Source organism: Stenotrophomonas sp. STEN022, from assembly GCF_056760155.1.
In genome coordinates, this window is sequence record NZ_JBRREG010000003.1 from 1 (window position 1) to 19,352 (window position 19,352).

Here is a 19,352-nt window from a genome sequence, read left to right on the forward strand (position 1 = left end):
CCCCCCCCCCCCCCCCCCCCCCCCCCCCCCCCGCCGCCCCCCGCCCGCGCCCCCCCACCACCCCCTCCCCCCCCCCCCCCCCCCGCCCCCCCCCCCCCCCGCGCCCCCCCCCCCCCCCCCCCCCCCCCCCCCACTACAGGGCAAGACAAAACAGGCGCCTTTCGGCGCCTGTTTGCATTTCAATCCAAGACCAACCCTCAGCCCTTGATCACGCCCAGCTCCAGGCCAATCCGGGTGAAGGCATCGATCGCGCGATCCAGGTGTGCGCGGCTGTGCGCGGCACTGATCTGGGTGCGGATGCGGGCCTGGCCCTTGGGCACCACCGGGAAGAAGAAGCCGATCGCATAGATGCCTTCTTCCAGCAGACGCTGGGCGAACTTCTGCGCCAACGGTGCGTCGTACAGCATCACCGGGCTGATCGGGTGCACGCCCGGCTTTACGTCGAAACCGGCGGCGGTCATCTTCTCGCGGAAGTAAGCGGTGTTCTCGCGCAGCGTTGCACGCAGGTCGTCGGCGGCAGCCAACATCTCGAATGCCTTGATGCCGGCAGCAACCACATGCGGCGGCAGCGAGTTGGAGAACAGGTAGGGACGCGAACGCTGGCGCAGCAGTTCAATGACCTCGGCGCTGGCGCAGGTGAAGCCGCCCAGCGCACCACCCATGGCCTTGCCGAGGGTGCCGGTGATGATGTCGATCTTGTCGAGCACACCCTTCACTTCGGCCGAGCCGCGACCAGTGGCACCGAGGAAGCCGGTGGCATGGCATTCGTCGATGTGCACCAGCGCGCCGTACTTCTTCGCCAGCGCGGTGATTTCATCGAGCGGGGCGATGAAGCCGTCCATCGAGAACACGCCGTCAGTGGTGATCAGCTTGGTCTTGCAGCCGGCTGCATCAGCGGCCTGCAGCTGTGCTTCCAGATCGGCCATATCGCAGTTGGCGTAGCGGAAGCGCTTGGCCTTGCACAGGCGCACGCCATCGATGATGGAGGCGTGGTTCAGCGCGTCGGAGATGATCGCGTCGTTCTCGCCCAGCAGCGGCTCGAACAGGCCGCCATTGGCATCGAAGCAGGCGGCGTAGAGGATGGTGTCGTCCTTGCCGAAGAACTCGGCGATCTGCTTCTCCAGCTGCTTGTGCAAGTCCTGGGTGCCGCAGATGAAGCGCACCGAGGCCATGCCGAAGCCATGCGTGTCCAGCGCATCCTTGGCGGCCTGGATCAGCTCCGGGTGATCGGCCAGGCCCAGGTAGTTGTTGGCACAGAAGTTCAGCACCGTGCGGCCGTCGTCGAGGGTGATCTCGGCCGACTGCGGGCTGGTGATGATGCGTTCGGACTTGAACAGCCCCTGCGCGCGGATGGCGTCCAGTTCCTCGGCGTAGTGCCGGGTCAGCGGGGAGATGTTCGCGGTTTCGGTCATGGCGGGGTCTTGCGGTCAAGTGGAACGCCAATTTTAGCCTTCCCCGTGTCCCGGCGTTGTCGTCATGCGCAAAGGCTATAAGCGCGGCGGCCTAAGTCATTTCTCGGTAACGGGTGTGCACCCGCAGCATCGACGGCACACCCACCCACCAGGAGACGCCGATGACCTTCACACGCCCCCCATTCACCCTGCCGACCAGGAAGCTGTTGTCCCTCAGCCTGGCCCTGGTGGCGTGTGGGGCGGGGTCATCGGCGCAGGCGCAGCAACTCACCGTGGAACAGTTGCAGGAGCGCCTGCAGCGATTGGAGCGACTGGCCGGGGTCAGCGATGGTGCGACCGAAGGTGTAGGTCTGGCTGATCTGGACCAGCGCCTGCGCATCCTCGAGCGCCGCCTTGAGCTGGCGGAAGAAGAGCGGGTTGCTACCGCCAAGAGTGCACCGAAGATCGCCATCGACCAGAAGGGCGCCTCGTTCAAATCCGGCGATGGCAACTATGAGTTGAAGCTGCGCGGTCTGCTGCAAGGTGATGCCCGCGCGTTCCTGGGCGGCGACGCCAACCAGAACGACACCTTCCTGCTGCGTACCGCGCGGCCCACGTTGGAAGGTTCGCTGGGCAAGCTGGTGGCGTACCGCTTCACCCCGGAGTTTGCAGGTGACAGCGCCAGCATCGTCGATGCCTATGCCGATCTGCGTTTCGATCCCGCGTACACCGTACGCGTCGGCAAGTTCACCTCGCCGGTCGGTCTGGAACGCCTGCAGTCATCCTCGGCACTGGTCGATGTGGAGCGCGCGCTGGCCAGCGAACTGGCACCGAACCGTGACCTCGGTGTGCAGCTGCAGGGCGAAGTGGCCAAGGGCAAGTTCAGCTATGCGCTGGGTGTGTTCAACGGTACTGTCGATGGTCGCGACGCGGTCACCAGCAATCCGGATGACGACTTCGAGTATGCAGGGCGCGTGTTCTTCGAGCCGCTCAAGGGCAGCGACAGCGCATGGGCAGGTCTGGGCTTTGGCCTGGGCGCAAGCAGCGGCGAAAAGCATGGCAGCGGCAACAACTTCCTGCCGCGTTATCGCACGCCCGGCCAGGCCACGTTCTTTGCTTACCGCAGTGCCGTGGTTGCCGATGGCGAGCACCGCCGCTGGTCGCCGCAGGGCTGGTTCTACCGCAATGGGCTGGGCCTGCAGGCCGAGTACATCGCCTCGGAACAGGAAGTCGCGCGCAATGGCATCCGCAAGCGCCTGGACAACCGCGCCTGGCAGGCTACCGCCAGCTATGTACTGACCGGTGAGGATGCGAGCTATCGCGGCGTCACGCCTTCGCGCCCGTTTGGCGCAAATGGTGGGCATGGCGCGGTGGAACTGACCGCGCGCTACGGCGAGCTGCAGATCGATGATGCCGCCTTCCCGTTCTATGCCGATCCGGCCGTGTCGGCTTCACAGGTCCGCTCGTGGACAGTCGGTGCCAACTGGTACCTGACCGCCAACCTCAAGCTGGCGACCAACTATCTGCACAGCAGTTTTGATGCGGCTTCCGCTGGCGCGAAGTTGCCTGATGAAAAAGCTGTTTTCTCGCGCCTGCAAGTTTCTTTCTGACGGAGAGCCCTGATGACACATTCCTATGTTTCACGCCTTGCGACTGCAGCACTGGCGTTCGCCCTGACCTTGAGTGCCGGCGCTGCGTTCGCGCGTGATGTGCAACTGCTCAATGTTTCCTATGACCCGACCCGCGAGCTGTACCGCGATTTCAACGCCGCCTTCGCCAAGCACTGGAAGGAAACCAAGGGCGACAACGTCACCATCGAAACCTCACACGGCGGCTCCGGCAAGCAGGCGCGTACGGTGATCGACGGCATCGAGGCCGACGTGGTTACCCTGGCGCTGGCCTATGACGTGGACGCGATCGCCGACAAGGCCAAGCTGCTGCCTGCCAACTGGGAGACCCGCCTGCCGGAAAACAGCGCGCCGTACACTTCGACGATCGTGTTTTTGGTGCGCAAGGGCAACCCCAAGGGCATCCGCGACTGGCCGGACCTGCTGCGCAGCGGCGTATCGGTGGTGACGCCAAATCCCAAGACCTCCGGCGGCGCGCGCTGGAATTATCTGGCAGCCTGGGCGTACGGCGATCACATCTTCAAAGGCGACCGCAGCAAGGTCCTGAACTACATGCGCGCGCTGTTCCGCAATGTGCCGGTGCTTGATACAGGTGCGCGTGGTGCCACCACCACCTTCGTCCAACGCGGTATTGGTGACGTATTGCTGGCCTGGGAAAACGAAGCCTTCCTCGCCCAGGAAGAGCTGGGCCCGGACAAGTTCGAGATCGTGGTGCCGAAACTATCGATCCTCGCCGAACCGTCGGTAGCGCTGCTGGATCGCAACGTCGACCGCCATGGCACCCGCGATGTCGCCCAGGCCTATCTGCAATACCTGTACTCGCCGGAAGGCCAGCGCATCGCAGCGCGTCATTACTACCGCCCGCGTTCGCCGCAGTACGCCGCACCGGCTGACGTGGCGCGCTTCCCGCAGGTGCAACTGGTCACCATCCGCAGTGCCTTCGGCTCATGGGGCAGGGCGCAGGCCGAGCACTTCGCCGACGGCGGCGTCTTCGATCAGATCCAGGCGAGCAAGTAGACGTGTCAGCAACCGCACAAACACTGCAGCCGCGTGTGCGAAGCCAACGCCGGGTACTCCCCGGCTTTGGTCTTGGTATGGGCATCACCTTGTTCTGGTTGGGGCTGATCGTCCTGATCCCGCTGTTGGGCGTATTCCTGAAAGCGGCAGGGCTGGGCCTGGGTGGCATCTGGCAGATATGGACCGAACCGCGCGTGCTGGCCGCACTGCGGCTGAGCTTCGGCACCGCGTTTGCCGCGGCTGCGTTCAATACCGTGATGGGAACGTGGGTGGCGTGGGTATTCGTGCGCTACAACTTCCCCGGCCGGCGCCTGTTCGATGCAATGATCGATCTGCCGTTTGCCTTGCCGACCGCCGTGGCCGGTATCGCCTTGACTGCGCTTTACGGCGGCCAGGGTTGGATCGGGCAATGGCTGGAGCCGTTGGGCATCAAGGTGGCGTACACCCCGCTCGGCATCGTGGTGGCGCTGGTGTTTGTCGGCCTGCCATTCGTGGTGCGCATCGTGCAGCCGGTATTGGCCGAAGCCGAGCGCGAGTTCGAGGAGGCCTCGGCCACACTGGGTGCCACACGATTCCAGACCATCGTGCGGGTGGTGCTGCCCAGCCTGTGGCCGGCGATGCTGACCGGCTTTGCGTTGGCCTTCGCGCGTGGCGTGGGGGAGTACGGCTCGGTGATCTTCATCGCCGGCAACATGCCCAGCGTCACCGAGATCGCGCCGCTGCTGATCACCATCCGTTTGGAAGAATTTGATTATGCCGGTGCCACCGCGATTGCCGGGGCGATGTTGTTGCTGTCGTTCGCGCTGCTGCTGCTGGTCAATACCTTGCAGGCACGCCTGCAGCGCAGGGGTGCGCGATGAACGAGTTGGTGTCGGAGTTGCCGGTGGCTATCGAACGTAGTGCGCGTGTGGCCAAGCCGCAGCAGGTGACCAGCGAGCCACGCTGGGTGCAGGTGTTGCTGATCCTGGGCGCGCTGGGGTTTCTGCTGTCGTTCCTGTTGTTGCCGCTGGTGCTGGTATTCGTCGAGGCACTGCGTGGTGGCGTGCTGGCGTTCTGGAACGCGATCAGTGATCCGGATGCCTTGTCGGCGATACGCCTGACGCTCCTGGTGACGGCGATCGTCGTGCCCTTGAATCTGGTCTTCGGCGTCGCCGCGGCCTGGGTGGTGAGCAAGCACACTTTCCCGGGCAAGCGTTGGTTGGTGACGCTGATCGATCTGCCGTTCTCGGTATCGCCGGTGGTGGCAGGTCTGGTCTTCATCCTGTTGTTCGGCCGCGATGGTTGGTTCTGGCCGATGATCGAGGATGGGCTGCGCCTGCACCTGCCGGTGCTGGGCGAAACCTTGCTGCAGCTGCCGCGCATCGTGTTTGCGATACCCGGCATCGTGCTGGCCACGGTGTTTGTCACCTTTCCCTTCATTGCGCGCGAACTGATGCCGCTGATGGAGCAGCAGGGCAGTGACGAAGAGCTGGCAGCGCTGACGCTGGGTGCCAATGCCTGGCAGATGTTCTGGAAGGTGACCTTGCCGAACATCCGTTGGGGCTTGCTGTATGGCGTGCTGTTGTGCAGCGCGCGGGCGATGGGTGAGTTCGGCGCGGTGTCGGTGGTGTCCGGGCATATCCGCGGTCGCACCAATACGCTGCCGCTGCACGTTGAAATTCTCTACAACGAATACGCCTACAGCGCCGCCTTTGCCTGCGCCTCGTTGTTGGCCGCAACCGCCTTGCTGACGCTGGTGGTGAAATCTTTCCTGGAGTGGCGCCACGGTCAATCGCTGTCCGCCGCCCACCGTCATTGAGGTCGCAATGAACATCCGCATACACAACCTGGGCAAGCAGTACGGCACGTTCCCCGCGCTGGATGGGGTGAGCCTGGATATCCGCAGTGGTGAGTTGTTGGCCTTGCTGGGTCCATCCGGCTCAGGCAAGACCACTTTGCTGCGCGCGCTGGCCGGCTTGGAACATCCCGAGCGCGGCGAGATCCTGTTCGATGGCGAAGACGCCACCGGTTTGAGTGTGCAGGCACGCCGCGCTGGTTTCGTGTTCCAGCATTACGCCTTGTTCAAGCATCTGGACGTGCGCCGCAATATCGCCTTCGGGCTGGAAGTGCGGCGCGGTGCCGAGCGTTGGCCGAAGGCGCGCATCGACGCCAAGGTCGATGAACTGCTGGCGCTGGTACAACTTGATGGGCTGGGCGGGCGTTACCCGGCGCAGCTGTCCGGTGGCCAACGCCAGCGGGTGGCACTGGCTCGCGCGCTGGCGATCGAACCGCGTGTGCTGTTGCTGGATGAACCCTTCGGCGCGTTGGATGCGCAGGTGCGCCGCGACCTGCGCCGTTGGCTGCGCGAACTGCACGACCGCACCGGGTTGACCACGGTATTCGTCACCCACGATCAGGAGGAAGCGCTGGAGCTGGCCGATCGTGTCGCCATCCTCAACCGTGGCCGCATCGAACAGGTGGGTACGCCGGGCGAGGTCTATGACCAGCCGGCGTCGCCCTTCGTCTATGGCTTTGTCGGAGAGGCCAACCGGCTGCCGGCACGTGCGCAGGGGCAGACGCTGGAAGTGGCCGGGGCACAGTGGCCTCGCACCAGCGCAGTGCCGGAAGGCGAGGCGTTGGAGGTGTTCGTGCGGCCCGAGGATCTGGTGGTCGAGGCCGATGGCCACTGGCAGGCCACGGTCGGGCTGGTGCAGCGCAGTGGCCCACGCCAGCGTCTGCGCGCGCGCCTGGCGGGCGCAACTACCGAGTTGGAAGTGGAGTTGCCAGCCGATGCGCCGTCTTATGCGGCGGGGCAGTCAATCCGGCTCGGGGCCCGTCGCTACGGGGTCTTTCCAGCAGCGGCAGGCTGAATAGGATGGGGCGGGGCAGTTGGGGTGAAATAGATGTTGCATCGCAATATAATTGCGGTTAAATATTTGTGAATCGGGATTTGTCCTATCCCGATGCCCCCACTTCCTGGAGAGATCTGCATGATGCACAACAAGCGTCTTGTCGCCGTGGCCTGCGCCGCCCTGTTGTCCGTTCCGTTTGCCGCCAGTGCCCAGGAGAGTGAGGAGTCCACCTCTCCGTTCAGCGCCAGCTTCGGCGTAACCACCGATTACGTGTTCCGTGGCGTGTCGCAGACCGACAACGGTCCGGCATTCCAGGCCGGCGCCAACTACACCGCGCCATTCGGCCTGTACGTGGGCGTGTGGGGCTCGAATGTCGATTTCGGTGACGGCGGCCCGAACTTCGAAGTCGATTACAACATCGGTTGGAGCAAGGACCTGAGTGACAGCTGGAACCTGGACCTGGGTGTGAACCGTTACACCTACGAAGGCGCTTCCAGTGGTTACGGCGACATCGACTACAACGAGTACCTGGCCAAGGTGACCTGGAGTGGCCCGGTGACCGTCAGCGGCCTGCTCGGCTATGCCAACGACTACAGCAACACCGGTGCCAAGCAGACCTACAGCGCGCTGGAGGCCAGCTACGACATCGGTGACAGCGGCTTCTCGATCGGTGCTTCGGCCGGTTACACCACGATCAAAGAAAAGGCCAACGAGTGGCCGCGTCGCGCCGATTACTACGATGGCTCGGTCTCGGTATCCAAGGCCTTCGGCCCGGCAACCGCAACCCTGGGTTACTACGACACCTTTGGTTCGGATGCTGCTGACCTGCGTCGCGAATCGGACACCTACAAGCCGGGCGTCGTGTTCACCGTGTCGGTGGACGTGCCCTGATTCGAGTGTGATGCAAAATGAAAAAGGCGCCGAAAGGCGCCTTTTTCTGTAGTGCCGACTCATGGACGGCGACGGGCATTACCGGTGACGCCGATGCCGACCATGGGTCGGCACTACCGATTCTGCCTGGGCTCAATTCCAGCTCAGCACGACCTTGCCGGCCTTGCCCTGTTCCATCAGGTCGAAACCTTCCTGGAAACGGTCCACCGGCAGCTGGTGGGTCATCACCTTGCCGAGCGGGAAACCGCCCAGCACCAGCTGGGTCATCTTGTACCAGGTCTCGTACATCTTGCGGCCGTAGATGCCCTGCACGGTCAGGCCCTTGAAGATGATCTTGTCCCAGTCGCAACCGGCGCCCTTGGGCATGATGCCGAGCATGGCGATCTTGCCGCCGTGGTACATGCAATCGAGCATGTCGTTGAAGGCGCGCGGGTTGCCGCTCATTTCCAGGCCCACGTCGAAGCCCTCCATGTGCAGCTCGGCCATCACGTCCTTCAGCGACTGGTTGGCGACGTTGACCACGCGGGTGGCGCCCATGTCGGCGGCCAGCTTCAGGCGGAAATCATTGACGTCGGTGACCACCACGTTGCGCGCACCGATGTGCTTGCAGATGCCGGCGGCAATGATGCCGATCGGGCCGGCACCGGTGATCAGCACGTCTTCGCCGATCACGTCGAACTCCAGCGCGCAATGCGCGGCGTTGCCGTAGGGGTCGAAGAACGCCGCCAGCTCGGACGGGATCTGGTCCGGGATCGGCCACAGGTTGGTGGCCGGCATCACCATGTATTCGGCGAAGGCGCCGTTGACGTTGACGCCGATGCCGACGGTGTTCGGGCACAGGTGCTGGCGGCCGCCGCGGCAGTTGCGGCAATGGCCGCAGACAATGTGGCCTTCGGCCGAGACGCGCTGGCCGATCTCATAGCCGGTCACGCCCGGGCCGATCTCGGCGATGCGGCCGACAAACTCGTGGCCGATGGTCAGGCCCGGCTTGATGGTGCGCTGGCTCCACTCGTCCCACAGGTAGATGTGCAGGTCGGTGCCACAGATGGCGGTTTTTTCCAGCTTGATCAGCACCTGGTTCGGGCCCGGCGTAGGCACCGGCACCTCTTCCATCCAGATGCCCTTGGTCGCTTCGCGCTTCACCAGCGCCTTCATCGTCTGTGCCATTGCAGGGAACCGCAGTGTGAGGAAAGACCGCGATTATAAGCTTTCAGCCGTAACCGCCCGGTACTGACCGATGGCAGGGGAGGTGGACGGTTACAACGGCTACAATCGGGCCTTCCAAACTTTCGGATGTGCGTAATGCGCGTGAATTTCCTTGCGTTTTCCATCGTTGCTGGCCTTGGCCTGGCGCAGACCGCGCACGCCGCCGAAGGCATGTGGGTGCCGCAGCAGCTGCCTGAAATTGCCGGCCCGCTGAAGCAGGCTGGCCTGAAGCTGGACCCGCAGCAGCTGGCCAACCTGACCGGCGACCCGATGGGCGCGGTGGTTGCGCTGGGTGGCTGCACCGCCAGCTTCGTGTCGCCGCAGGGCCTGGTGGTGACCAACCACCATTGCGCCTACGGTTCGATCCAGCTGAACTCCACGGCTGAGAAGAACCTGATCAAGGACGGCTTCAACGCGCCGACCCTGAAGGACGAGCTGAGCGCTGGCCCGAACGCCCGCATCTACGTGCTGGACGACATCACCGACGTCACCGCACAGGCCAAGGCTGCCATCGCTGGCGCCGGCAATGACCCGCTCAAGCGCACCCAGGCACTGGAAGCCTTCGAGAAGCAGGCCATCGCCGCCTGCGAAACCGATGACGCCTACAGCTGCACCCTGTACAGCTTCTCCGGCGGCAACACCTACCGCCTGTTCAAGAACATGGAGATCAAGGACGTGCGCCTGGCCTATGCGCCGCCGGGCAGCGTCGGCAAGTTCGGCGGTGACGTCGACAACTGGATGTGGCCACGCCACACCGGCGATTTCTCGTTCTACCGCGCCTACGTTGGCAAGGACGGCAAGCCGGCGGCGTTCGCTGCCGACAACGTGCCGTACCAGCCCAAGCATTGGCTGAAGCTGGCCAACCAGCCGCTGGGCGAGGGTGATTTCGTGATGGTGGCCGGTTACCCGGGCCGCACCGATCGCTATGCGCTGGTCAGCGAATTCGAGAACACCGCCATCTGGACCTACCCGTCGATCGCCAAGGCCTACAAGGATCAGATCGCGATGGTCGAAGCGGCCAGCAAGGACAACCAGGACATCGCGGTCAAGTACGCGTCCAACATGGCCAGCTGGAACAACACCAGCAAGAACTATGACGGCCAGCTGGACGGCTTCAAGCGCAACAACGTGCTTGGCCAGAAGCAGGCTGCGGAAACCGCGGTACTGGAGTGGCTGCGCGGCCAGGGTGCTGCCGGCAAGCCGGCGCTGGATGCGTTCACGCAGCTGCAGACGCTGGGCCAGCAGTCGCGCATGAACCAGGCGCGTGACCTGAACCTGGCCATGCTCAACCGCACCGGCACCCTCGGCACCGCCGTGCGCCTTTACCGTCTGGCGATCGAGAAGGCCAAGCCGGACGCACAGCGTGAAGAGGGTTACCAGGAACGCGATCTGCCGACCATCGAAGGTGGCCTGAAGCAGATGGACCGCCGCTACGTGCCGGCCATGGACCGTCAGTTCCAGCAGTACTGGCTGCAGCAGTACGTGCAGCTGCCGGCGGGCCAGCATCTGTCCGCGTTCGACAAGTGGATCGGCGGCGTGGATGCCAAGGCGGTTGATGCAACGGTGGCGCGTCTGGACGGCTCCAAGCTGGGCAGCCTGGACGAGCGCCTGAAGTGGTTCGGTGCCGACAAGGCCGCGTTCGAAGCCAGCAATGACCCGGCCATCCAGTACGCCGTGGCAGTGATGCCGGCACTGCTGGAACTGGAGCACCAGCGCAAGCTGCGCATGGGCGAGGAGCTGGTGGCACGTCCGCTGTTCCTGCAGGCCATTGCCGATTACAAGAAGACCAAGGGTGAGTTCGTCTACCCGGATGCCAACCTGTCGCTGCGCATCACCTTCGGCAACGTGAAGGGCTACACCGGTCTGGACGGCAAGGTGCAGGAAGCCTTCACCGACCTGGAAGGCATCGTCGCCAAGGAAACCGGCAAGGACCCGTTCGATTCGCCGAAGGCGCTGATTGACGCGGTCAAGGCCAAGCGCTACGGCGGCTTCGAGGACAAGCGCATCGGCAGCGTGCCGGTGAACTTCCTGTCCGACCTGGACATCACCGGCGGCAATTCCGGTTCGCCGGTGCTGGACGCGCACGGCCGCCTGGTTGGCCTGGCGTTTGACGGTATCTGGGAATCGGTCGCCAGCAACTGGGTGTTCGACCCGGTGATGACCCGCATGATCTCGGTCGACGAGCGTTACATGCGCTGGATCATGCAGGAAGTGGCACCGGCGCCGCAGCTGCTGAAGGAAATGGACGCCGCCTCGAAGTAAGTTCGGGTTGCGTTGTTGATAAGGAAGCCCGGACGGGAAACCGTCCGGGCTTTTGTTTTGCCCCCTCTCTTTCGCGCAGCGAAGGGGAGGGCTGGGGAGGGGTAAGCTTCTGGCGGGCTGATGCAGCGGCAGGCTTGCCGTTGTAGAGCCGCGCCAAGCGACGCTGCGGCAATTACCGAGCAGCCAAATCCGGGCAAGGGGGGCGCATACACGTAAGCCGAAAGCCACCCGCAAGAGCCCCCCCAGTTCGCCGTAGCGGTAGACGTACATCACGATGACGAACTGGCGCGCATCGCCGATGTCCTGCAACTCGGGCGAGCCGGCCTGCAGCATGCGGCACTTGCTGGAGCCCCGACGCAGTGCAACCTCGGCCGGGCAGACCATCAAATACGTGGTGCCGGGCAGCGGGATCGACAATTCCTTCTTGCCATTGACCTCCTTGGCCCCGTCCATCCATGCGCGCAGCTTCTCCTCGCTGAGCAGGTCATAGACGATCTGGTAGCCGCCGACTTCCATGGCCGGAGCTCCGGCACTGCGGTCGACGCTTCTGCCGCTGTCATTGCCCTGGCCAGCGGAGCGACCGTAATTGTCCTGCGCGGTGGTCCTGTCCAGCGAACCGGGCGGGCGCCCGGTCCAGGTCTGCGGACGACGCGGCACGGTTTCAGACGGGCTGGCCGCCGCCGCTGGCGCGGCCGGAGTCTGGGCCAGTTCCTGGGTCCTGGTTTCTTCCTGCTCTGGCTCGCTCGGCGGTTCGATATAGCGGGCTTCCGGCACCGGCTTGCGTTCCTCGCTGCGCCGCTGCGTGGTCGGCTTGGGTTGCGAGCGCGTGGTCTTGTTGGGCTTGTCCTTTGGCGGCACCTTGCTCTGCTCCGTGGACGGCGGTGCTTCCCCAACAAAATCGACCTTGGTGCGGCCGCCGCCCGATGAGCCCTGCGGCGAGGAAACCACTGGCGGATTGGAGTACATCAGGAGCAGCAGCATCAGCACATGCAGCACCGCCGTGACCAGCATCGCGACCCAGCGGTCGCGACGTTCATGCCAGAGCTTGAGTTTGAACTGCTTGGGAGAACTTGAGGTGCTGGTCATGCCGCGTTCTGGGGCCTTGAAGTTGCTGCCCTCGTGCGGAAGTCACACCGTGCCACCGACAGGGAACCGGCATGGTAACGCCTGCGCCCGGTGCGCAACCGTGCCGTCAGTGCTGTTGCCCGCTACTGCTGCGGTCTGCTCAAGCCGCTGCGGCAAATCGTGGGCACAGTTGCGTCGGGTACCGACGCAGGATCCGTATCGAAGGTAACCGTGGGCGGTATCGGCGCACGGCCGGGCTATGATGCCCCTCCCGTCGCGGACAGCTGGCGGGACCCCCACCACAATGGAAACAGCTGCATGCGCATCCTGCTTGCCCGTCACGGCGAAACGCCGTGGAACGCCGAAGGCCGCTACCAGGGCCAGATCGACATTCCCCTCTCGCCGGTGGGTGAGGCCCAGGCCAAGGCCCTGGGGGAGCGGTTGGCCGATGTGCAGATCACCCGTGCCGTGGCCTCGCCGCTGAGCCGTGCGCAGGCCACCGCCAAGGCCGCATTGGGCAGCGCGCGCGAATCCATGTTGCTGACCGAGCCGGACCTGCAGGAAATCGCCCACGGTGAGTGGGAAGGTCTGCTAGCCAGCGAGATCGACGAGAAAGACCCGGCACGTCTGCGCGCCTGGCGCGAGGAACCCGATACCGTGCTGATGCCCGGCGGCGAATCGCTGCGGCAGGTGCTGGACCGCAGCTGGCGCGGCCTGACCGCTGCCGCCGAAGGCCTGGGCGAAGACGACACCTTGCTGGTGGTCGCGCACGACGCGGTCAACCGCGTCATCCTGTGCAGGATCCTTGGTCTGCCGATTGCCAAGCTGTGGAGCTTCCGCCAGGCCCCGACCACGTTGAACCTGCTGGAAGGCCCGGACGTCGAGCACCTGGAAGTGGTGCGCCTGAACGACTGCGCCCACCACACCCCGTTCTTCGGCGAAGCAAAGCATCGCGCGCTGTAAGGCGCAGCAGGGCCGCCGTTGCTCCCTCCCTTTCGCGTAGCGAAGGGGAGGGCTGGGGAGGGGTTGGCTTTATCGCTTCTGATCCTGCACTGGCTTCGCAGCTTACGCTGCTCCTGCGGCCCTCGGTGTTGATGGCTTGCTGGTGAAGCCCATGCCGAGCATGGTTCGGCACTACACACGTCCCGGCCTGACATGCCGGCAAGCTTGGCGGCCGCGTGCAGCCGCCGCTGTATCATTGGCACCATTCCCGCGCGCAACGCGCAGCCGGCTTTCAGTGCCGGCCCATGATCCCGAGAGTCTTCCGCATGTCTTCCGCCCGTCCCGCCACGCTTGAACAGTGGCTCGCCCATATCGAACAGCAGCACCCGCAAGCCATTGCAATGGGTTTGGAGCGCGTGCGCGAAGTCGCCCAGCGCATGCAGCTGGGGCGGCCGGCCGAGCACTGCATCGTGGTTGGCGGCACCAATGGCAAGGGTTCGACCGTGGCCTTCATCGAGTCCATCGCCCGCGCCGCGGAGTGGAAGGTAGGTGCCTACACCTCGCCGCACCTGCTCCGCTACAACGAGCGCGTGCGCATCGATGGCAAGGATGTGGATGACGCCAGTCTGGTCGCCGGCTTCAATGCGGTTGAAGACGCCCGTGGCGACACCGCGTTGACCTATTTCGAATACGGCACCTTGTGTGCGCTGTGGCTGTTCCAGCAGGCCGGCCTGGACTTGGCCGTGCTTGAAGTCGGCCTCGGTGGGCGGCTGGACGCGGTCAACATCATCGACGCCGATGTGGCTGTGATCACCACCGTCGATATCGACCACGCCGATTGGCTGGGCGCCGATCGCGAAGCCATCGGCCAGGAGAAGGCCGGCATCATCCGTGGCTGGAAGCCGCTGATCCTCGGCGAGATCGATCCGCCCTCCAGCGTGCTGCGTCGCGCCTACGTGCTCGGTGCCAATGCGATCCGCTTCGGCAGCGACTTCTTCGCCGAGGACATTGATGGCGAACTGTGGCGCTGGCGTGATGTCTCCTTCCGCCTGGAACTGCCGCAGCCGGCATTGTGGGCGCCGATCCAGCGCAACAATGCCGCAACCGCAGTCGCTGCGTTGCGCGCCCTGGACAAGCTGGTGCCGCGCGCTGCGTGGGCGCAGGGTATTGCCGATGCGCAAGTAATCGGGCGCCTGCAGCGCTTCCAGCGCGGTGATGTGGAGGTGTTGCTGGATGTCGGCCACAACCCGCAGGCTGCTGCTGCGCTGGCTGCGGCATTGAAGGCAGAACCGGTGCAGGGGCGCACGCTGGCCGTGTATGCCGCGCTGGCCGACAAGGACGCCGTGGGAGTGGTCGAAGCCTTGCAGTCGCAGGTCGATGGCTGGTTCCTGGCCGGGCTGGAAGGTGCGCGTGGGCAGACCGCCGCGCACCTGCGCGAACGCCTGGCGCAGACCCATGCCGCCGAGGCCGGTTTGTCCGCCAACGTCAGCGGGGCGCTGGACGCTGCATTGGCCCAGGCCAGGCCAGGCGACCGGGTGCTGGTGTTCGGCTCCTTCCATACCGTGGCCGAAGCGCTGCCGGTACTCCGTTCAGCTGACTAAGACGCTGCCACGCGTGCCCCGCATATAATCACCGGGGCACTCCGCCGCGCCGCGCATACGCCAATTGTGGAAACTCCTCTGAAACAGCGACTGATTGGTGCCATCGTTCTGGTGGCGCTTGCCGTGATCTTCCTGCCGATGCTGGTCAAAGGGCCTGCACCGGACAGTGGCGTACAGGACGTGCCGCTCAGTGCGCCCGCAGCACCGGCCGAAGGCCAGTTCGAGACTCGCGAGTTGCCGCTGGTCGCGCCGGGCGCACCGGCGGGTGGTGCTTTGGGCATGCCGGCCGCGCAACCGGAAACCGGCGTGGCCGCGGCCGTCGAGCCGCCGGCCAATGGCCTGCCGCCGGCGACCGCCGCTGGCAACTACGCGGTCAATTTTGGTGCCTATGGCAGCGAGGCTGACGCCGATGCGGTGATCGCGCACCTGAAGAAATCCAATCTGCCGGGCTTCCGCCAGGCCGACACCATCAATGGTCGCCAGGCTTGGCGTGTGCGCATCGGTCCGTATGCCGATCGTGCCCAGGCCGAACTGGTGCGGCTGGAAGCGGGCAAGGTCCGCAACGACGTGAATGCGCAGGTGGTGGTGCTCAACGCCACTGCCGAAAACGCCGTCGCTGCGCCGACCGCTGCCGTCCCACCGGCCACCAGCAGCACCCCTGTTGCCGCCTCGAACACCGCGCCGGTGCGCACCGAGGCCTTGCCGCCGGAGCCGGCCAAGCCGGTCGTGGCCGCGCCCAAACCTGCAGCGCCCAAGCCGGAGGCACCGAAGCCTGAACCGGCCAAGCCGGTAGCGGCAACTGCGGCCAAGCCGGCGGTCACCACCCCGGCCGCGCCGGCCGCCAGCGGTGTGGGCTTCGCCGTGCAGCTGGGTGCCTTCGGCCAGGCCGCCGATGCCAATGCGCTGCGTGATCGCGCGCGTGCCGCCGGCTTCAGTGCGTTTGTTGAACAGGTGCGTACCGATAACGGCGTGCTCAACCGTGTCCGAGTCGGGCCGGTTGCCAGTCGCGAGCAGGCTGAGCAGCTCAAGGCGCAGGTCGCGGCCAAGGTCGGCATTGCCGGCATGGTCCGCCCGCATCCTTGATGCGGCGTTGCGTCCCGTCTATCAGTCGCCCAGCGCTGCGCCTCACGTGCGGGGTCTGCGGTGATTGATCTGCTGTTGTTGGCGCTGATCGGTGTATCGGCCCTGTTCGGGCTGATGCGCGGGCTGCTGGCGACCGTGCTCGGCGTAGTGAACTGGCTGTTGGCCGCTGCGGCCGCGTTCTACTACGGTGAGCGCGCTGCCTTGCTGCTGGCCGATCAAGGCCAGCCCAGCACCGGCGAATACGTCGGCGGCTATCTGCTGGTATTCATCGGCGTGTTGCTGGCGGCGACCCTGGTCGGGCGCCTGCTGCGTGGCGTGGTCGATGCCACGGTGCTGCTGAAATGGCCGGATCGGCTGCTGGGCCTGGCGTTGGGCGTGGTGCGCGGGGGGCTGTTCGCGGTGCTGGCGGTACTGCTGCTGGGTTTCACCTCGATGCCTCAGGAGCCGGGTTGGCGGCAGTCCAGTGTGGTGCCGTGGCTGCAGCCGATGGCTGGCTGGATGCGTGAAAAGCTGCCGCAGCCACCTGAATCGCCGGCAATGGCGCTGATGGACTTGGGTAAGTCGGTGTTGGCAGGCGATAATGGCGGACCGAACGAAGCAGATGCGGGCAGTGGCTTGCTACCGGCGCCGTTGGCAGGGACGCGTTTTGATCCCCGCCAGCGCAGTGCAGAGCAAGGCCGAGCTGACCCGGCGGGGGCGTTGCCCTCCAACATCGATCCGGCGCAGGTGCGCCCGGGTCAACTCAAGCCGATACGGGTTGAGCCTCAAGGCCAGGCACGGCCACCTTCACGTTAACGGGCATCGCCCAGCGGAGATCGCGCAACATGTGTGGCATCGTCGGAATCGTCGGCAACCAGAACGTCGCCGGGCAGCTTTATGACGGCCTGACCGTCCTCCAACACCGTGGCCAGGATGCGGCCGGTATCGCCACCGCTGACGGCACCCGCCTGCGCGTGGAAAAGGCCAACGGCCTGGTCCGTGATGTATTCGACGAGCGGCGCATGGCGCTGCTGCAGGGTCGCATCGGCATCGCCCATGTGCGTTACCCGACCGCAGGCTCGGAAGGCACCGACGAGGCGCAGCCGTTCTACGTCAACTCGCCGTACGGCATCGCGCTGGCGCACAACGGCAACCTGATCAATACCGAGGCGCTGCGCCGCCAGGTATTCGAGGCCGACCGCCGCAACATCAATACCGATTCGGACAGCGAAGTGCTGTTGAACGTGTTCGCCTACGAGCTGGATGCACAGCGCATGCTGACCCCGGAAGCGGCGATCCGCGCCGTGGCCGGCGTGCACCGTCGCTGCAAGGGCGGCTATGCAGTGGTCAGCGTGGTGCTGGGCCTGGGCCTGGTGGCCTTCCGCGACCCGCACGGCATCCGCCCGCTGGTGCTGGGCAAGCGCAACCATGCCGAAGGCGTCGAGTACGCCGTGGCCTCCGAATCGGTGGCGCTGGACGTGCTTGGCTTCGAGCGCATGCGCGATGTGGCGCCGGGCGAAGCGGTGGTCATCACCGAGCGCGGCGAGCTGTTCACCGAGATCTGCGCGACCAACACCCAGCAGACGCCGTGCATCTTCGAGTATGTGTACTTCGCGCGTCCCGACTCGATGATGGACAACGTGTCGGTGCACAAGGCGCGCATGCGCATGGGCCAGAAGCTTGGCGAGAAGATCCTGCGCCTGCGTCCGGACCATGACATCGACACCATCATCCCGATCCCGGACACCTCGCGCGATGCCGCGCTGGAAATGTCCAATGTGCTCGGCGTGAAGTACCGCGAAGGCTTCGTCAAGAACCGCTACGTCGGCCGCACCTTCATCATGCCGGGCCAGGGCGAGCGGGTGAAATCCGTGCGCCGCAAGCTCAACCCCATCCATCTGGAATTCCGCAACCGCGTGGTGCTGCTGGTCGATGACTCCATCGTGCGCGGCACCACCAGCCAGCAGATCGTGCAGATGGCGCGCGATGCCGGCGCACGCAAGGTCTACCTGGCCAGCGCTGCGCCGCCGGTGCGTTTCCCGAACATCTACGGGATCGACATGCCGGCCGCCGAAGAGCTGGTCGCGCACAACCGCAGCGTCGAGGAAATCGAGAAGCACCTGGGCTGTGACTGGCTGGTTTACCAGGACCTGGAAGACCTGGAAGTCGCCGTGCGTGAAGGCAACCCGGAGCTGAAGGAATTCGATTCGTCCTGCTTCAACGGCGAGTACGTCACCGGCATCGAGCCGGGTTACTTCGAGCGCATCCAACAGCTGCGCTCGGACGAAGCCAAGACCCAGCGCCGCGCCTGATCTAAGCCCCTCTCCCGCCTGCGGGAGAGGGGTTGGGGTGAGGGCAGAACGAAGCGGCAACATGTGAGCACCCATGAACCCGCAACAAGCACTGCCGTCCATAACCAACCAAGCATTCGCCGCACCGCCCGAAGCAGCCGACTTCTCCCTGCTCGATGCAGCCTGCATCTGCATGGCCGCCGCCGATCCGCTTGAGAAAGTCGCGCTCACCCAGCATTACGCAGCGCGCTACCGGACTGGCACCTTGAAGCTGCCAGCAGAAGCGCCAGATCCCGAACCGATCCGTGCGCCAGGCCGCCCGCCGCAACTGGTGCTCGTGCACCCGCGCGACCTGCCACGCCGTGGCCTGGGTTCCGTGGATGGCCGCGCTGCCTTCATCCATGCCATCGCCCATATCGAACTCAATGCCATCGACCTGGCCTGGGACGCGGTCTATCGCTTCCGTGGCCTGCCGGGCAGCTTCTACGCCGATTGGGTGAGCTGTGCGGATGATGAGTCGCGCCACTTCGTACTGCTGCGTGATCGCCTATTGGCACATGGCCATGACTACGCCGATTTCCCCGCGCATAACGGTCTATGGGAAATGTGCGAGAAGACCGCGCACGACGGCTTGGCACGCATGGCGTTGGTGCCGCGGGTACTGGAAGCGCGCGGCCTGGATGTGACCCCGGCGATGATCAGCAAGCTGCGCTCGCTGGGTGATGCAACGACTGCCGACGTGCTGGAGGTGATCCTGCGCGAAGAGGTGGCCCACGTCGCTGCCGGCACGCGCTGGTACCACTGGTATTGCGCGCGCGTTGGGGTCGAGCCACGCAAGCGATTCAAAGAGCTGCTGGGCGAATACGCCGGTGGCTATCTGCGCGGGCCCTTCAATCTGGAAGCGCGCTTGTTGGCCGGTTTCGATGAAGACGAACTGGACTATCTGGTTGAACAAGCCGGTTGAATGCCGCGCGCGGTGAGGCAGACCGCCGCGTCATTGGCGGCGCCTGTTCCCGTCGGCAATGCAGGGCTCAACGATGAATGATCCCCGCAACTCGGGCCGTGTCCGATTGACGGCCAGCGCGCCTGCATTCCACCATCGGCGTGGCAGATGCGGCTTTCCGTATCCCCGTCTTTCACGGGTTGATGCAAGGGCATGCGCCAA

16 protein-coding genes are annotated in these 19,352 nt (G+C 65.0%); 14 read left to right on the forward strand and 2 right to left on the reverse strand.

Translation table 11 applies throughout. The features are described from left to right. Positions 1-197 precede the first annotated feature (197 nt). Positions 198-1,412, reverse strand: a complete 1,215-nt coding sequence (gene kbl / locus ACVOMF_RS01325; RefSeq protein ID WP_481507690.1) for a glycine C-acetyltransferase — start codon at positions 1,410-1,412, stop codon at positions 198-200. A gap of 161 nt (positions 1,413-1,573) precedes the next feature. On the opposite strand from kbl, the gene ACVOMF_RS01330 reads away from it, so the two are divergent. The 6 genes from ACVOMF_RS01330 to ACVOMF_RS01355 all read left to right on the forward strand — a co-directional run bounded on the left by ACVOMF_RS01330 (position 1,574) and on the right by ACVOMF_RS01355 (position 7,758). Further along, positions 1,574-3,001, forward strand: coding sequence for an OprO/OprP family phosphate-selective porin (locus ACVOMF_RS01330; protein ID WP_481507691.1), 1,428 nt, complete (start codon positions 1,574-1,576; stop codon positions 2,999-3,001). 12 nt (positions 3,002-3,013) lie between these two features. Next, positions 3,014-4,036: a sulfate ABC transporter substrate-binding protein gene (locus ACVOMF_RS01335; protein ID WP_481507692.1), complete on the forward strand. Its 1,023-nt coding sequence runs from the start codon at positions 3,014-3,016 to the stop codon at positions 4,034-4,036. 23 nt (positions 4,037-4,059) lie between these two features. Next, the gene (gene cysT / locus ACVOMF_RS01340; protein ID WP_481507753.1) at positions 4,060-4,896 is read left to right on the forward strand and encodes a sulfate ABC transporter permease subunit CysT; all 837 of its coding nucleotides are present in this window, start codon (positions 4,060-4,062) and stop codon (positions 4,894-4,896) included. Continuing rightward, positions 4,893-5,834: a sulfate ABC transporter permease subunit CysW gene (gene cysW, locus ACVOMF_RS01345; RefSeq protein WP_481507693.1), complete on the forward strand. Its 942-nt coding sequence runs from the start codon at positions 4,893-4,895 to the stop codon at positions 5,832-5,834. Before cysT ends, cysW begins: the two co-directional genes overlap by 4 nt. 7 nt (positions 5,835-5,841) lie before the next feature. Continuing rightward, positions 5,842-6,885 (forward strand): sulfate/molybdate ABC transporter ATP-binding protein, encoded by a 1,044-nt coding sequence (locus ACVOMF_RS01350; RefSeq protein ID WP_481507694.1) that lies wholly within the window; start codon positions 5,842-5,844, stop codon positions 6,883-6,885. Positions 6,886-7,005: 120 nt separating this feature from the next. Next, on the forward strand, positions 7,006-7,758 hold the full coding sequence (locus ACVOMF_RS01355) for a TorF family putative porin (protein WP_481507695.1): 753 nt from the start codon (positions 7,006-7,008) through the stop codon (positions 7,756-7,758). A 132-nt stretch (positions 7,759-7,890) separates the two neighbouring features. On the opposite strand, the gene tdh is transcribed toward ACVOMF_RS01355, so the two are convergent. Further along, positions 7,891-8,925: an L-threonine 3-dehydrogenase gene (gene tdh, locus ACVOMF_RS01360; protein WP_303749069.1), complete on the reverse strand. Its 1,035-nt coding sequence runs from the start codon at positions 8,923-8,925 to the stop codon at positions 7,891-7,893. Between the two features lie 135 nt (positions 8,926-9,060). On the opposite strand from tdh, the gene ACVOMF_RS01365 reads away from it, so the two are divergent. The 8 genes from ACVOMF_RS01365 (at position 9,061) to ACVOMF_RS01400 (ending at position 19,151) form a co-directional block, all read left to right on the forward strand. Further along, the gene (locus ACVOMF_RS01365; protein WP_481507696.1) at positions 9,061-11,226 is read left to right on the forward strand and encodes a S46 family peptidase; all 2,166 of its coding nucleotides are present in this window, start codon (positions 9,061-9,063) and stop codon (positions 11,224-11,226) included. A gap of 274 nt (positions 11,227-11,500) precedes the next feature. After that, positions 11,501-11,716, forward strand: a complete 216-nt coding sequence (locus ACVOMF_RS01370; protein ID WP_481507697.1) for a hypothetical protein — start codon at positions 11,501-11,503, stop codon at positions 11,714-11,716. A gap of 893 nt (positions 11,717-12,609) precedes the next feature. Then, positions 12,610-13,254 (forward strand): histidine phosphatase family protein, encoded by a 645-nt coding sequence (locus ACVOMF_RS01375; protein WP_481507698.1) that lies wholly within the window; start codon positions 12,610-12,612, stop codon positions 13,252-13,254. 305 nt (positions 13,255-13,559) lie between these two features. Then, positions 13,560-14,834, forward strand: coding sequence for a bifunctional tetrahydrofolate synthase/dihydrofolate synthase (folC, locus tag ACVOMF_RS01380; protein ID WP_481507699.1), 1,275 nt, complete (start codon positions 13,560-13,562; stop codon positions 14,832-14,834). 66 nt (positions 14,835-14,900) lie between these two features. Beyond that, a complete protein-coding gene (locus tag ACVOMF_RS01385) occupies positions 14,901-15,917 on the forward strand; it encodes an SPOR domain-containing protein (RefSeq protein WP_481507700.1) in 1,017 nt (338 codons plus the stop codon). 60 nt (positions 15,918-15,977) lie between these two features. Next, positions 15,978-16,712, forward strand: a complete 735-nt coding sequence (locus ACVOMF_RS01390; RefSeq protein WP_481507701.1) for a CvpA family protein — start codon at positions 15,978-15,980, stop codon at positions 16,710-16,712. 29 nt (positions 16,713-16,741) lie between these two features. Continuing rightward, positions 16,742-18,208: an amidophosphoribosyltransferase gene (gene purF / locus ACVOMF_RS01395; protein WP_296251928.1), complete on the forward strand. Its 1,467-nt coding sequence runs from the start codon at positions 16,742-16,744 to the stop codon at positions 18,206-18,208. A gap of 172 nt (positions 18,209-18,380) precedes the next feature. Then, complete coding sequence (locus ACVOMF_RS01400) at positions 18,381-19,151, forward strand: ferritin-like domain-containing protein (RefSeq protein ID WP_481507754.1); 771 nt, start codon at positions 18,381-18,383, stop codon at positions 19,149-19,151. Positions 19,152-19,352: the final 201 nt, after the last annotated feature.

Bases quoted from the DNA above. Each gene is read 5' to 3' on its own strand.
- kbl (WP_481507690.1), bottom strand. From the start codon at position 1,412: ATGACCGAAACCGCGAACATCTCCCCGCTGACCCGGCACTACGCCGAG.
- ACVOMF_RS01330 (WP_481507691.1), top strand. From the start codon at position 1,574: ATGACCTTCACACGCCCCCCATTCACCCTGCCGACCAGGAAGCTGTTG.
- ACVOMF_RS01335 (WP_481507692.1), top strand. From the start codon at position 3,014: ATGACACATTCCTATGTTTCACGCCTTGCGACTGCAGCACTGGCGTTC.
- cysW (WP_481507693.1), top strand. From the start codon at position 4,893: ATGAACGAGTTGGTGTCGGAGTTGCCGGTGGCTATCGAACGTAGTGCG.
- ACVOMF_RS01350 (WP_481507694.1), top strand. From the start codon at position 5,842: ATGAACATCCGCATACACAACCTGGGCAAGCAGTACGGCACGTTCCCC.
- ACVOMF_RS01355 (WP_481507695.1), top strand. From the start codon at position 7,006: ATGATGCACAACAAGCGTCTTGTCGCCGTGGCCTGCGCCGCCCTGTTG.
- tdh (WP_303749069.1), bottom strand. From the start codon at position 8,925: ATGGCACAGACGATGAAGGCGCTGGTGAAGCGCGAAGCGACCAAGGGC.
- ACVOMF_RS01365 (WP_481507696.1), top strand. From the start codon at position 9,061: ATGCGCGTGAATTTCCTTGCGTTTTCCATCGTTGCTGGCCTTGGCCTG.
- ACVOMF_RS01370 (WP_481507697.1), top strand. From the start codon at position 11,501: ATGACGAACTGGCGCGCATCGCCGATGTCCTGCAACTCGGGCGAGCCG.
- ACVOMF_RS01375 (WP_481507698.1), top strand. From the start codon at position 12,610: ATGCGCATCCTGCTTGCCCGTCACGGCGAAACGCCGTGGAACGCCGAA.
- folC (WP_481507699.1), top strand. From the start codon at position 13,560: ATGTCTTCCGCCCGTCCCGCCACGCTTGAACAGTGGCTCGCCCATATC.
- purF (WP_296251928.1), top strand. From the start codon at position 16,742: ATGTGTGGCATCGTCGGAATCGTCGGCAACCAGAACGTCGCCGGGCAG.
- ACVOMF_RS01400 (WP_481507754.1), top strand. From the start codon at position 18,381: ATGGCCGCCGCCGATCCGCTTGAGAAAGTCGCGCTCACCCAGCATTAC.